Origin of the sequence: Pseudomonas sp. NFPP28, from assembly GCF_900115535.1 — a bacterium.
GTDB classification, from domain to species: domain Bacteria; phylum Pseudomonadota; class Gammaproteobacteria; order Pseudomonadales; family Pseudomonadaceae; genus Aquipseudomonas; species Aquipseudomonas extremorientalis.
In genome coordinates this window covers 688,648-702,433 of sequence record NZ_FOWT01000001.1, presented here as the reverse complement: position 1 = coordinate 702,433, position 13,786 = coordinate 688,648, and the positions used below count along the sequence as shown (strand labels likewise).

At 58.1% G+C, this 13,786-nt stretch carries 12 protein-coding genes; 4 read left to right on the top strand and 8 right to left on the bottom strand.

Features of this window, described 5'->3' with window-relative positions; genetic code table 11:
* The first annotated feature begins 6 nt into the window (after window positions 1-6).
* Together BM110_RS03290 and BM110_RS03285 are read left to right on the top strand one after the other, a co-directional pair.
* Complete coding sequence (locus tag BM110_RS03290) at window positions 7-585, top strand: RNA polymerase sigma factor (protein WP_071488629.1); 579 nt, start codon at window positions 7-9, stop codon at window positions 583-585.
* Window positions 582-1,559, top strand: a complete 978-nt coding sequence (locus BM110_RS03285) for a FecR family protein (protein ID WP_093512357.1) — start codon at window positions 582-584, stop codon at window positions 1,557-1,559. Before BM110_RS03290 ends, BM110_RS03285 begins: the two co-directional genes overlap by 4 nt.
* Here the strand turns inward: BM110_RS03285 and BM110_RS03280 are convergent, their stop codons facing one another.
* The gene (locus BM110_RS03280) at window positions 1,560-1,910 is read right to left on the bottom strand and encodes a glutaredoxin family protein (RefSeq protein WP_093512355.1); all 351 of its coding nucleotides are present in this window, start codon (window positions 1,908-1,910) and stop codon (window positions 1,560-1,562) included. It lies immediately after the preceding gene.
* The gene (gene yejK / locus BM110_RS03275; RefSeq protein ID WP_010212893.1) at window positions 1,910-2,914 is read right to left on the bottom strand and encodes a nucleoid-associated protein YejK; all 1,005 of its coding nucleotides are present in this window, start codon (window positions 2,912-2,914) and stop codon (window positions 1,910-1,912) included. Before yejK ends, BM110_RS03280 begins: the two co-directional genes overlap by 1 nt.
* A 397-nt stretch (window positions 2,915-3,311) precedes the next feature.
* Here yejK and BM110_RS03270 point away from each other — a divergent pair, with 397 nt between their 5' ends.
* Both BM110_RS03270 and BM110_RS03265 read left to right on the top strand, forming a co-directional pair.
* On the top strand, window positions 3,312-3,593 hold the full coding sequence (locus BM110_RS03270; RefSeq protein ID WP_092240941.1) for an HU family DNA-binding protein: 282 nt from the start codon (window positions 3,312-3,314) through the stop codon (window positions 3,591-3,593).
* Window positions 3,594-3,829: 236 nt separating this feature from the next.
* Window positions 3,830-4,219: a hypothetical protein gene (locus BM110_RS03265; RefSeq protein ID WP_093512353.1), complete on the top strand. Its 390-nt coding sequence runs from the start codon at window positions 3,830-3,832 to the stop codon at window positions 4,217-4,219.
* Between the two features lie 92 nt (window positions 4,220-4,311).
* Here BM110_RS03265 and rlmF read toward each other — a convergent pair whose 3' ends face one another.
* The 6 genes from rlmF to BM110_RS03230 form a co-directional block, all read right to left on the bottom strand.
* Window positions 4,312-5,340, bottom strand: a complete 1,029-nt coding sequence (rlmF, locus tag BM110_RS03260; RefSeq protein WP_093512351.1) for a 23S rRNA (adenine(1618)-N(6))-methyltransferase RlmF — start codon at window positions 5,338-5,340, stop codon at window positions 4,312-4,314.
* 187 nt (window positions 5,341-5,527) lie between these two features.
* The gene (locus BM110_RS29230) at window positions 5,528-7,756 is read right to left on the bottom strand and encodes a hypothetical protein (protein ID WP_139220309.1); all 2,229 of its coding nucleotides are present in this window, start codon (window positions 7,754-7,756) and stop codon (window positions 5,528-5,530) included.
* Between the two features lie 453 nt (window positions 7,757-8,209).
* Window positions 8,210-11,056 carry a valine--tRNA ligase gene (locus tag BM110_RS03250; protein ID WP_093119584.1) on the bottom strand — a complete coding sequence of 949 codons (2,847 nt, stop codon included), beginning with the start codon at window positions 11,054-11,056 and terminating at the stop codon, window positions 8,210-8,212.
* A 200-nt stretch (window positions 11,057-11,256) separates the two neighbouring features.
* A complete protein-coding gene (locus BM110_RS03240; RefSeq protein WP_083351543.1) occupies window positions 11,257-11,643 on the bottom strand; it encodes a DNA polymerase III subunit chi in 387 nt (128 codons plus the stop codon).
* Between the two features lie 4 nt (window positions 11,644-11,647).
* Complete coding sequence (locus tag BM110_RS03235) at window positions 11,648-12,076, bottom strand: DNA polymerase III subunit chi (protein WP_012722396.1); 429 nt, start codon at window positions 12,074-12,076, stop codon at window positions 11,648-11,650.
* Between the two features lie 51 nt (window positions 12,077-12,127).
* Window positions 12,128-13,618 carry a leucyl aminopeptidase gene (locus BM110_RS03230; RefSeq protein ID WP_093512349.1) on the bottom strand — a complete coding sequence of 497 codons (1,491 nt, stop codon included), beginning with the start codon at window positions 13,616-13,618 and terminating at the stop codon, window positions 12,128-12,130.
* Window positions 13,619-13,786: the final 168 nt, after the last annotated feature.

Genomic DNA, 13,786 nt, shown 5'->3' with positions numbered 1-13,786 from the left:
CCGTCCATGATGATCAGCACCCCACCGGAACCCCAGGACAGCCAGCACGCTGACGCGGCCGGTGGGCGTGCGCATTTCCTGCAGGTGTTCCTGTCCCAGCGTTCGCAGATGGAGGCCCTGGTGAGTCGCCGCGTGGGGTGCCGCGCCACGGCGGCCGACCTGGTGCAGGACCTGTTCCTGCGCTTCTGGCGCCGGCCGCTGGTGCAGGTCGAAGAACTCAGCACCTACCTGCTGCGCTGCGCCGGCAATATCGCCATCGATCACCTGCGCAGCGAAGGCGCGCGGGTGCGCAGCAGCGAAGGCTGGCTGCCCGAACAGCACGACAACCAAGGCTCCGAGCCCCAGGCGGCGCTGGAAGCCGGCAATGATCTGCGCCATGTCGAAGCGGCGCTGCGCAGTTTGCCCGAGCGCACGCGGCAGATTTTCCTGCTCAACCGCATCCACGGCCGCAAGTACGCGCAAATCGCCAAGGCCATGGGCCTGTCCCAAAGTGCCGTGGAAAAACATATGATGCGTGCCCTCGAAGCCTGCAAAGCCAGCCTTCGCGACCCCTCATCCCCACGCACGCCAGGGAAAGCACCGTGAACGTCATCCCCACGCCCGCCCAGGAACAAGCGGCCCTGGCCTGGTTGAGCCTGCTGCACGACCAGCCCAGCAGTGGCGACCAGGCCACGTTCAGCCAGTGGCTGCGGGCCGACCCTGCACATGTCGAGGCCTATTCCCAGGCCCAGGTGCTGTGGGAGTTGAGCGAAGTCCCGGCGCGCAAGCTGGCGGACGAAGAAGCCATGGCCTTGCAGGGCTACCTCAATGCGATGAACACCCCGAAGCGTTCGCGGGTGCTGCGTTGGTCCGGGGCGTTGGCCATGGCTGCCTGCCTGGTGGTGATGGTGTCCATGGGGGCTGGTTGGCAGCCGTCGCGCTGGGTCGATGACCTTGGCGCTGACTACGTGACGGCACCCGGGGAAATCAAGACCGTCACGCTGGCCGACAACTCCCAAGTCACCCTGGACGCTGACAGCGCCATCGCCGTGGATTTCAACCATGGCGAGCGGCGTATCCAATTGCGTCGCGGGGCCGGCTTTTTCAGCGTGACCCACACCGGGCAATCCTTCGTGGTGGCGGCGGGCAGCGGTGAAGCGCGGGTGCTGGGCACCCAGTTCGAAGTGCGCCTGCGACCGGCAGGCGCCCAGGTGACGGTGTTGTCCGGGCGGGTTGGCGTGACGCCGTCAAAGCACGGCCAACAGCAGGTTCTTGCCGCCGGCCAGCAAGTGGCCTACGCCGATGGCATTGCCGAACCAATGCATGGGGTCGACAGCGAATCACGCCTGGCCTGGCGCGACGGCTGGCTCAACTACTACAAGGCGCCCTTGGCGGACGTAGTGAAGGACCTGGGCCGTTACTACCCCGGTCGCATCCTGTTGCTTAACGAAGAGATGGGCGCCAGGCGTGTCAGCGGCAGCTTCCCGAGCAAAGACCCACAGGCTGTGCTGAATGCCTTGCAGGCGGTTCTCGGTTTTGAACAGCACCAGGTGCTGGGGCGCATGATCGTGGTGCGCTGATTACTTCAGCGCCGCCATGATCTTCTCGGGGCTGTATTCGCGAATCAGCGTGCCGTTCACGTCCACAAACGGAATCCCGCCGCCGCCCAACGCCTCATACGTCTTGCGCGCCTGGGCGTCTTTCTCGATATCGAACGCCTGGTAGGGGATGCCTTTCTGGTCCAGGAAACGGCGGATCTGCTTGCAGTACCCGCACCACTCGGTGGCATACAGCACCACGCGCGCCGAAGCGCGCACTTGTTCAGGGGCTACCTGCGATGGGTTGAACACCCGCTCGATCTTGCCCCAGTTCTGGATCACCACCACCACCAGCAATACCAGCAGGACTTTCTTGAAGACCCCGCCCAGCATCAGTTACGGCGCTTGAGCTGGTCGGTCAGCTGGGTCGGCAGGCCCTTGATGATCAAGGTGCCGGCGGCTTCGTCGTACTCGATCTTGTCCCCCAGCAGGTGTGCTTCAAAGCTGATGGACAGGCCCTCGGCGCGGCCGGTGAAGCGACGGAACTGGTTGAGGGTGCGTTTATCCGCCGGAATCTCCGGCGAGAGGCCGTAATCCTTGTTGCGGATATGGTCGTAGAACGCCTTTGGCCGATCTTCATCGATCAACCCCGAGAGTTCTTCCAGGCCCATGGGTTCGCCAAGCTTGGCCTGGCTGCTGGCGTAGTCCACCAGGGTCTTGGTCTTTTCGCGGGCGGATTCGTCGGGCAGGTCTTCGCTTTCAACGAAGTCGCTGAAGGCCTTGAGCAGGGTGCGGGTCTCGCCCGGGCCGTCGACACCTTCCTGGCAGCCGATGAAGTCGCGGAAGTACTCCGAGACCTTCTTGCCGTTCTTGCCCTTGATAAACGAGATGTACTGCTTGGACTGCTTGTTGTTCTGCCATTCGGACACGTTGATCCGCGCCGCCAGGTGCAGTTGGCCCAAGTCCAGGTGACGGGACGGGGTCACGTCCAGCTCGTCGGTCACCGCCACGCCTTCGCTGTGGTGCAGCAGGGCGATGGCCAGGTAGTCGGTCATGCCTTGTTGGTAGTGGGCGAACAGCACGTGGCCGCCGGTGGAAAGGTTGGATTCTTCCATCAGCTTCTGCAGGTGCTCGACTGCGGTGCGGCTGAAGGTGGTGAAATCCTGCCCACCGTCGAAATACTCCTTCAACCAGCCGCTGAACGGGTGCGCGCCCGACTCGGCATGGAAGAAACCCCAGGCCTTGCCTTGTTTGGCGTTGTAGCTCTCGTTGAGGTCGGCAAGCATGTTCTCGATGGCGGCCGACTCGGCAAGCTCGGAGTCGCGGGCATGGAGAACTGCAGGTGTGCCGTCGGGTTTTTTGTCGATCAGGTGGACGATGCAATGACGGATCGGCATAGGCTTCTCGGCTGGTTGAGAGGGGAGCGGTGGGCCTCCCCGAAAAGTCGCCAAGTGTACCGCACCATTGGCCAAGACGTGCTTCGAAGGGTGTTTTGGGCACCTTCCGACGGGGCATATGCCTTTTTTTCACGGTTTAGAGCGATAAAGCTGACCAAATGGGTAGGTAGAGGCGGATATTTCCCCGTCTCTGTGCTAGTTTTGCCCCGTCTTACGCCAAGTCTCGGCGATAAGCGTGCATTCAGCATCTGTCAGGTCGAACCAATCCCCGTTTCAAGCATCTATAACCGCGATCTCCGTGGTTATAAGCCTGGGGTGCCAGGCCATGACGGTCGGGCTCGACGGCTGACACTGCACTCTGCAATCCATATGAATTTGATAGGGAAGGAACACCACAATGGCTATTACTAAAGACCAACTGATCGCTGACCTGGCTGAAGCAGTAGACGCACCAAAAACTACCGTGCGCGCTCTGCTGGACCAACTGAGCCAGGTTGTTGCTGACCAGCTGGAAACCGTCGGCGAAATCACTCTGCCAGGCATTGGCAAACTGAAAGTGACCGAGCGTCCTGCCCGTACTGGCCGTAACCCTTCGACTGGCGCCCCCATCGAAATCGCTGCCAAGAAAGTTATCAAGCTGGTTGTGGCCAAAGGCCTGACCGACGCTGTTAACAAGTAAGCCGCAGCAAAAAAAACCGTGCTTCGGAGCGATCCGGGCACGGTTTTTTATTGTCTGAAAAATGGCATGTTGCAGTGACGTCGGGGCGCAGCCGATAGCGTTCAATAACAGATTTTGGACATTTTTCAACTGTCAAGACTTACAGTAGACATCTGGCATCGAAACCGACATTAATGTTATGCCATCCTGAAACATATTTAGTGGAGATGGTTGCTAGCTAACCAAGGAGATAACTTATGTCCGGTAAAAACGCTCTTCATCCCGTGGAGTTTATTGACACGCACCAAGGCAGGATTGTCTGTAACAGTATCAGGCATCACGACGGGAAATGGGGGGTATGGGTACATATCAAAGAGATCAATAGCTTGCCCCAGAACACCAAGGTCCATTTTCATTGGAGGGCCAAAGGCGATGAAAATGTGAATGCGGACATCACGAAGGTAATTCCTTTTTGTGATGAGAAAGCCTTCTTAGCGCCTTACGATAAACTAATGGCACCTGTGCAGCGTGGTAACGTGGAGCTAAGCTATTCGTACACCGATGGTGGTGGACAAACTGTTACGTCCCCCGTTACTCACGCTGACATGGATTTTAGAACTCCGGGAGGTGTCTGCCAGTTCCAATAACAATACTGGGCGCACGTGGTAGGTATTGTTTACATTTGGGTAGTTGCGCCCACGCTATTGTCGTTATGAACACGTAGGCGACAGGATTTACTTCAGCCGCTTTTGTGCACCCAGCGAGTTTTTCGCCAGATCTGCTGCTCATTTTTGGTCTGGAAGGTCCAGGCCACAAACCGGCTCTGCTTCTGCCCCTGGGACATTTCCACCACCTGGCTTTCCAGAGCTCCAGCTTTTTTCAGTGCTGTCTCAATCGCGGGCAAGTTCGACGCTTTTGACACCAGGCAACTGAACCACAACACCTTGTGGGCAAAATGCGCACTTTCAGCGATCAGTTGCGTCACAAAGCGCGCCTCGCCACCTTCACACCACAGTTCAGCCGATTGGCCACCGAAGTTCAGCACCGGCAACTTGCGCTTGGGATCGGCCTTGCCCAGGGCGCGCCATTTGCGTTCGCTGCCCTTGGTGGCTTCGTCCATGGAGGCATGGAACGGTGGGTTGCACATCGTCAGGTCGAAGCGCTCACCCGGCTCCAGCAAGCCCAGCAGGATCTGCTTGGGGTTGGTTTGCTGGCGCAACTGGATGACCTTGCTCAGGTCGTTGGACTGCACGATGGCCTTGGCCGCGGCCACGGCGATAGGGTCGACCTCGGAGCCGAGGAAGTTCCAGCGGTATTCCATGTAGCCAATCAGCGGGTAGACGCAGTTGGCGCCCATGCCGATGTCCAGCACCTTGACGATCGAACCGCGCGGGATCTTGCCGTCATTGGTGCTGGCCAGCAGGTCGGCGAGGAAGTGTACGTAGTCCGCACGCCCCGGCACTGGTGGGCACAGATAGTCGGCCGGGATGTCCCAATGCTGGATGCCGTAGAACGCCTTCAGCAGCGCCCGGTTGAACACCCGCACCGCATCCGGGCTGGCGAAGTCGATGCTTTCCTTGCCGTACGGGTTGATGATCACGAATTGCGCCAGTTCTGGCGTGGTCTTGATCAGCGCCGGGAAGTCGTAGCGGCCTGTGTGGCGGTTGCGCGGATGCAGGGTGGCCTCTTTGCGCGGCACAACGGGTTTGGCCGTGGCTGCGGTTTTAGGCTTCTTGCGCGGAGGTTTTGGCGTGCTGGGGGCGGTCATTGGCTGCGTCGATTCTGAGGCTGTTTCAAAAGTGGCAGGTATTGTCACACATATACCGCTACCGCGTGTCGTAGTGGGAAGGGTTACTCGTGGACCCAAACCGGCGCACTCATGCGCAAGCCTCCCCCTGTGGTGGAGGCTTGCCGGTTTTGGTTGAGGGTGTTCATCTTCCAATGCACTTAGCTCTTCATGTGCTTGTCATGAGGTCCGGACGTCGGAATGGGTTGGGTACGTAGGTGGTCGCTGTACCTTCGAATTGTTGCCTTCCCCAAGCAGAACTGAATGACAAAAAGCTTCCAGAGTTCGTCTTGAGGCCGCTGTTCAAAATGTGCTCCCGAATGTGGCTATCAGAAATTTTTTCATCGTTCAAAATGGACATGAGCTTGTCGAAGCCAAGCCGATTACTATCTATTTCTCCCGCAGGCAGGTTCTGGTTAATGCGCACATGAATATGAAGGCCGGCCGTCCGGTTTCCGTAGATCGGGCTGTGCAGGTAAATATCGACTTTTTCTTTGTCAGGCTGGACCCCGTATACATCCTGCAAGTGTTTAAGGCTCATTTCCTTGAACTCATTGAGCATCGGAATATGTTTTTTTTGCAGGTCAATCGGGTTGACAATAAAAGATGAGTCAGTTCGTTTGTTATACGCAGCGATGGTCTCACGACTTTCAGGACCTTCAGCCCGCTGGGTGTTTACGCCAAAGAGTTTATTGAACGGTTCTTTGCCTTCAAAAACACCAGGCGGGACCCAATAGCCGACCAAGGCAAACCCACCCGTGTTGCGGGTACTTGCCAGAATGTCCTCCGGACGCTCAAAGGATTCGGATTTTCCGGGGACATATTTTGTATTGGGCATTAAAAACATGCCGCCCTCTGTGGAAAAGTGGGTGGCAGGAAACTGTTCTGGGTGCTGTTGGAATGCCTTTGCCTTCGGGTCGTCCTCTTTAGTAAAGAAGTTATAGATGAACGTTGGCAGTATTTCATTGTTGGCATAACGTGAAATGCGTTCTTGCATGCCTTCAGGGGGCACCAAGCCTATTTCTGGACAATTATATTTGGCCGCGGATTTTTTTGATATTTGAATACTGTTGGGGTCGTTTTCTCTATTGATCAAGGGGTGTGGAGATAGCGTAAGGCTTTGCTTGCTGACAGCGAGGGCTGGATTTTTGAAAACATTCGGGACAGTTAAAAACTCAATGCCATTATCTCTGGCTCTTTCCATTTTTGCGGCGATATTATAGGAGATGAAATGTTTATTCTTGGTTTGTGGGAAGTCGGTGAGTCTCCCATTGCTTTCCAACTGCTCGATCAGAGTCCGGTTATGGGGGAAATGATTCAAATGACTGTCGGGGGCGATGACAGTCGGATTCGGATTTGACTGACCAATAGGCAAATTCCGCAGGTCTTCTTCAAGGGGGTGGCGCCCTTGATTGATTCGCACATGTACATGAAGGCCGCACGAATCCATATCGTATACAGGACTGTGAGTGAATATCTCAACTTTTTCTTTCTCAGGATCCGTTTGATATACGTCCTTCAAAACCTTATTGACGGTACTGGTCAGCTCTTCAAGCAAGGGGATGTGTTTGCGCTCCAAGTTCACAGGTACCGATAGAAATCTGTTTCCGGTTCTCTGGAGGTATTGTTGATTAGACTCGGTATTGAAATCCCTGTCCTGTCGGTTTGGCGGCAGATGCCCGCGTTCTTCGAATGCAGGTGAAGATTCTGGAATCTTTACGTGTGGAAATAATTTTTGGAAGGTAGGGTAACGTTCATAGGTTCCTGGGGGAATCCAGTAGCAAACCAACCCGAAGCCATTCTTGCCACGTGTCTTTTCAAGTAACGCAGTGGCGTCATCCGTATACGTTTTGCCACGTTCAGGAATGTTGCTGGGGTTTGGCGATATCAGGAAACCGCCTAGTTGAGGGTCAAAGGACGTGGTCGAAAACTGTTCGGGCCGTGCTCCAAACCCCTCAGTCCTTCCTCCTGGCTCCCCGCGCAAGAATGCATCGATAAAGCCCGGGACACCGCCCCAGCCCTCTTTGTTGTCGTATAACTTGAAGAGCGCCTGGGTATTCGGAGGGGTGAGTAACGCCAGTTGATTGATATTGCACTTCTTCGCCGCTTTTTCAGTGCAAACAGGGCCTTTGGGTTTATTCCAGTTTCGTAAGTAAGCGAGGTCATATTTGTCATGGGTCTTAGGGTAGTTACGAGGGTCCTTTGCCTCTGGCATATGTAACCGGTCTTTTTCGTCATGAGTAATAGTGTGCTCTGTTTCCCAGCTGCGAAATGTTTGGCTTTTAATGGCGGGGTTTTTGTCTGCGGCGCTGGGAAGCGAGAGACTATCATGCTCAATGTAAGTGTTTTTTGCAGATGCCGGCGATAACGATGAAATATTATTCGGGATGACTGGCATGAGGGGATTCCTGTATTGGACGAGGAAAGTAAAGCCCCTTTGACTTTAGGAAGGTTGGAGGGAGGAATCCTGATCAGAATCTTTCATGGAGTGCAAATTTTTTTGTAAGTATTTTTGCTTCAAGGAACCAAGTTATGAAGGTTCTTTATGCCAGTGTCCCACTTACTTCTCCTATAGACACTCAGGCCTCCAATATGGCTACGCAATGCGTTGTGTGGCGACGGTTATAAAACTTATATCTTGAAGTTATAAGTGGTGGCTTTATCCTCTCTATAATCATCATGCTCGCAAGTGCTAAGTTGATCGCTTTAATAGCGTCGGCGGACGTCATTAGGAACAGTGATCCGCTTGGGGACGTGAAGAGAGTTAATTTAATGGCCTGAGGAGGCGTATTGCATTTGATCTTCATAAAAAAAGAGACCCGAAGGTCTCTTTTTTCACACGGTTTGATCCTTACAGGCTGGAAATCCGCGCATGTTGCTCCGCCAGTTTGCCCAGGGCCTGTTCGGCCTCGGCCAGCTTGGCGCGTTCCTTCTCGATCACTTCAGCCGGCGCCTTGTCGACGAACGCCGCGTTGGACAGCTTGCCACCCACCCGCTGCACTTCGCCTTGCAGGCGTGCGATTTCCTTGTCGAGGCGGGCCAGTTCGGCACCCTTGTCGATCAGGCCGGCCATTGGCACCAGCACTTCCATCTCGCCAACCAGTGCGGTCGCGGACAGCGGTGCTTCTTCGCCGGCCGCCAATACGGTGATCGACTCCAGCTTCGCCAGCTTCTTGAGCAGCGCATCGTTCTCGGCGAGACGACGCAGGTCCTCGGCACTGGCGTTCTTCACGAACACCGCCAATGGCTTGCCAGGCCCGATGTTCATTTCGGCACGGATGTTACGCGTGCCCATCATCAGGGTCTTGAGCCATTCGATATCGCTTTCGGCCGCCTCATCGATGCGCGCTTCGTTGGCTACCGGCCAGGGTTGCAGCATGATGGTCTTGCCTTCGATACCGGCCAGTGGCGCCAGGCGCTGCCAGATTTCTTCGGTGATGAACGGCATGAACGGGTGCGCCAGGCGCAGCGCGACTTCGAGTACGCGCACCAGGGTGCGACGGGTGCCGCGCTGGCGTTCGATCGGGGCGTTCTCGTCCCACAGCACAGGCTTGGACAGTTCCAGGTACCAGTCGCAATACTGGTTCCAGATGAACTCATACAGGGCCTGTGCGGCCAAGTCGAAACGGAACTGGTCGAGCTGGCGGGTCACTTCGGCTTCGGTGCGTTGCAGCTGCGAGATGATCCAGCGATCGGCCAGGCTCAGTTCGACGGCTTCGCCGTTCTGGCCGCAGTCTTCGCCTTTATCCAGCACGTAGCGCGCCGCGTTCCAGATCTTGTTGCAGAAGTTGCGATAGCCTTCGACACGGCCCATGTCGAACTTGATGTCGCGACCGGTGGATGCCAGCGAGCAGAAGGTGAAGCGCAGGGCGTCGGTGCCGTAGCTGGCGATGCCGTCGGCGAATTCGTCGCGGGTCTGCTTTTCGATCTTCTTCGCCAGTTTCGGCTGCATCAGGCCCGAGGTGCGTTTCTGCACCAGGGTTTCCAGGTCGATGCCGTCGATGATGTCCAGCGGGTCCAGCACGTTACCCTTGGACTTGGACATCTTCTGGCCTTGGCCATCACGTACCAGGCCGTGCACGTACACGGTCTTGAAGGGTACCTGCGGCGTGCCGTCCTCGTTTTTCACCAGGTGCATGGTCAGCATGATCATCCGGGCAACCCAGAAGAAAATGATGTCGAAGCCAGTGACCAGTACGTCGGTGGAGTGGAATTTCTTCAGGAATTCAGTCTGCTGCGGCCAGCCGAGGGTGGAGAAGGTCCACAGGCCCGAGCTGAACCAGGTGTCCAGTACGTCGTTGTCCTGTTGCAGCGCAACGCCGGCACCCAGGTTGTGCTTGGCACGCACTTCGGCTTCGTCGCGGCCTACATAGACCTTGCCCGACTCGTCGTACCAGGCCGGAATGCGGTGGCCCCACCACAGTTGACGGCTGATGCACCAATCCTGGATGTCGCGCATCCACGAGAAATACATGTTTTCGTACTGCTTGGGTACGAACTGGATGCGGCCGTCTTCCACGGCGGCAATGGCGGGTTCGGCCAGCGGCTTGGTGGAGACGTACCATTGGTCGGTCAGCCACGGCTCGATCACGGTGCCGGAGCGGTCGCCCTTCGGCACTTTCAGGCCGTGGTCGTCAACGCTCACCAGCAAACCCGCGGCGTCGAAGGCGGCAACGATCTGCTTGCGTGCTTCGAACCGGTCGAGGCCGGCGTATTCAGCCGGGATCTTGCCATCGACAGTTTCGTTCAGCGTGCCGTCCAGATTGAACACCTGGCAGGCCGGCAACACGGCAGCGTTCTTGTCGAAGATGTTCAGCAGCGGCAGGTTGTGGCGCTTGCCGACTTCGTAGTCGTTGAAATCGTGGGCCGGGGTGATTTTCACACAGCCGGTGCCGAATTCAGGGTCGCAATAGTCGTCCGCGATGATCGGGATACGGCGGCCCACCAGCGGCAGCTCGACGAACTTGCCGATCAGCGCCTGGTAGCGTTCATCATTCGGGTTAACCGCCACGGCAGCGTCGCCGAGCATGGTTTCCGGACGCGTGGTGGCGACGATCAGGTAGTCGTTGCCTTCGGCGGTCTTGGCGCCATCGGCCAGCGGATACTTGAGGTTCCACAGGAAACCTTTCTCGTCGTGGTTTTCCACTTCGAGGTCGGAAATCGCCGTGTGCAACTTGGTATCCCAGTTGACCAGGCGCTTGCCGCGGTAGATCAAGCCGTCTTCATGCAGGCGCACGAAGGCTTCTTTCACGGCTTCCGACAGGCCATCGTCCATGGTGAAGCGCTCGCGGCTCCAGTCTACGGACGAACCGAGGCGACGGATCTGACGGCTGATATTGCCGCCGGACTGGTCCTTCCATTCCCAGATTTTTTCCAGGAATTTCTCGCGGCCCAGGTCATGACGGTTCTGGCCGGTGGCTTCGAGTTGGCGTTCCACCAGCATCTGGGTGGCGATACCGGCGTGGTCGGTGCCCGGTTGCCACAGGGTGTTGCGGCCCTGCATGCGGCGGAAACGGATCAAGGCATCCATGATCGCATTGTTGAAGCCATGGCCCATGTGCAGGCTGCCAGTGACGTTCGGTGGCGGAATCATGATGGTGTAGGAATCGCCCGCGCCTTGCGGGGCGAAATAATTCTCGGATTCCCAGGTGTTGTACCAGGAAGTTTCGATGGCGTGCGGCTGGTAGGTCTTATCCATGCGCGGCGGGACCCTAGTTGGCATTAATTCAGGAAAGCCGGCAAGTATAACGGGGCTGGGAGCTGAGGGCGAGTTGAAGACTTGTGCGAATCAAATGTGGGAGGGGGCTTACCCCGATGGCGGCGTGTCAGTCAACGCAGCAGTCGTTGACCCATCGCTATCGGGGGCAAGCCCCCTCCCACAGGGAGATTATGCAAGGCTCAGGACTGGTACTGGCTGAGCAGCCGCTCCATCCGCGCATCCAGTCGCCGCTTGATCTCGGTTTCGATGTGCGGGGCAAAGTCGTCGATCACGTCCTGCATGATCAGTTGTGCGGCGGCGCGCAGTTCGTTGTCCAGGTGCAGTAGCAGGGCGTCGGGCCCTTTTTCAGCGGGGGCAGGTGCGACGGCGGGTGCTTCGACAACCGGCTCCGGCGCGACAGGTTTGCCGCCGACCATGTCGAACAGCAGCGGAATCTGTACCTCGCCCTCGACCGTTTCGGTCAACAGCGGCGGTTGCAAGTCATCATCACCCAGTAACTGACGGATCGACTCCAGGTCGTCCAGCAGGTGGTCATCTTTTTTCAGCGGGTTTGGCGTGTCCATCATTTACTCAAAGTCGTTGTAGCCGGTGATCCTGGAGAGGATAGCCCTGTTCGCGGTAGAAACGGAAACTCTCCCGCGCGGCCTGACGAATAGCCGGATCTTCCACCACCACCTCGGCCACACGGGCAAACGCCTTGGCGAACGGCGGCACTTTCAGGTCCAGGTTGACCAACAGGTCATGGTGATCGCCGCAACTGTCGCCCAAACCGAGCACCACCAGCCCTTCAGGTTCAGACTCGGCGGGGCCGTGGGGTACGAAGCTTTCGCCCTTGAAGCGCCACAGGCGGGCATCCAGCTCATCGCGTTGGGCAGCATCGCTGCAATGCAGGTAGATGCGGTGGCCCATGCGCCAGGCTTTTTCGGTGAGTTTGCAGGCAAAGTCCAGGCGCGCGAGCGGATCGGCGCTGGGCAGTATGTAGAAGTCGACTTGGGTCATTGCGGTTCCCGAGACCGAGGCGACATAAGCGTCGCCCCGGAATCTTCAGTTTCAGGCCTTGGCGCGATCCAGCAGGTACTGGGTCAGCAGCGGCACCGGACGGCCAGTGGCGCCCTTGTCCTTGCCGCCGCTGGTCCAGGCCGTGCCGGCGATGTCCAGGTGCGCCCAGTTGAAGTTCTTGGCAAAACGCGACAGGAAGCAAGCCGCGGTGATGGTGCCGGCTTTCGGGCCACCGATGTTGGCGATGTCGGCGAACGGGCTGTCCAGCTGTTCCTGGTACTCATCGAACAGCGGCAATTGCCAGGCGCGGTCGTCGGCGGCTTTACCGGCGTTGAGCAATTGCTCGATCAGCTCGTCGCTGTTACCCAGCAGGCCGGAGGTGTGGGAGCCGAGGGCGACGATGCACGCGCCGGTCAGGGTGGCGATGTCGATCACAGCCTGCGGCTTGAAGCGCTCGGCGTAGGTCAGGGCATCGCACAGCACCAGGCGACCTTCGGCGTCGGTGTTGAGGATTTCGACGGTCTGGCCGCTCAGGGTGGTGACGATGTCGCCCGGACGGGTCGCGCCACCGCTCGGCATGTTCTCGGCACAGGCCAGGATGCACACCAGGTTGATCGGCAGCTTGAGTTCCAGCACGGCACGCAGGGTGCCGAACACGCTGGCGGCGCCGCCCATGTCGTACTTCATCTCGTCCATGCCCAGGCCCGGCTTGAGGCTGATGCCGCCGGTGTCGAAGGTGATGCCTTTACCCACCAGGGCGTAAGGCTTCTCGGACTTCTTGCCGCCGTTGTATTGCATCACGATCAGGCGTGGCGGCTGGTCGCTGCCCTGGCCCACGGCATAGAAAGAGCCCATGCCCAGTTCCTTGATCTTCTTCTCGTCGAACACTTCGACTTTCAGGCCCTTGAACTCTTTGCCCAGCGCCTTGGCCTGTTCGCCGAGGAAAGTCGGGTGGCAGATGTTCGGCGGCAGGTTGCCCAGGTCACGGGTGAACGACATGCCGTTGGCGATGGCCGTGGCGTGGGTCACGGCGCGCTGGACTTCAGCCTGGGCGGCCTTGATGGTCAGCAGGGTGATTTTCTTCAGGGCGCGGGGTTCGGTCTTGGTGCTCTTGAACTGGTCGAAGATATAGCCGCCGTCCACCAGGGTCTCGGCCAGCAGGCGGGTCTTGCCGTAGCTGTCACGGCCTTTGACCACGACTTCGTCGAGGGCCAGCGTCGCGTCGCTGCCGCCCAGGCCCTTGAGGGTGCCGAGGATGCCGCTGATGATCTTGCGGAACGGACGGTCACCCAGTTCGGCGTCCTTGCCCACGCCCACCAGCAATACGCGGTCGGCTTTCAGGTTGGGCAGGCTTTGCAGCAGCAGGCTCTGGCCGACTTTGCCGGCCAGGTCGCCGCGCTTGAGCACCGCGCTGATGGCGCCGCCGCTGAGTTCGTCGAGTTGCCTGGCGGCCACGCCGAGCTTGCGGCCTTCGCCGATGGCGACCACGAGGGTGGCGGTTTTCAACGTTTCGGGGCTAACGCTTTTTACAACCAGTTCCATTTTCGGGTCCCTTATAAAGGTCGGTTAGCCAGGAGTCTGTACTCCGGCTTTAATACCAGGCAGCCGTGTAAGCCGCCGGCGACAAAGGCCGCAGTTTGAACCTCGCCGACGGAGCCTGACAACCCTTGGTGCACGCTTTGTGCGTGTGCACGAGCAAGCTCCGTGACA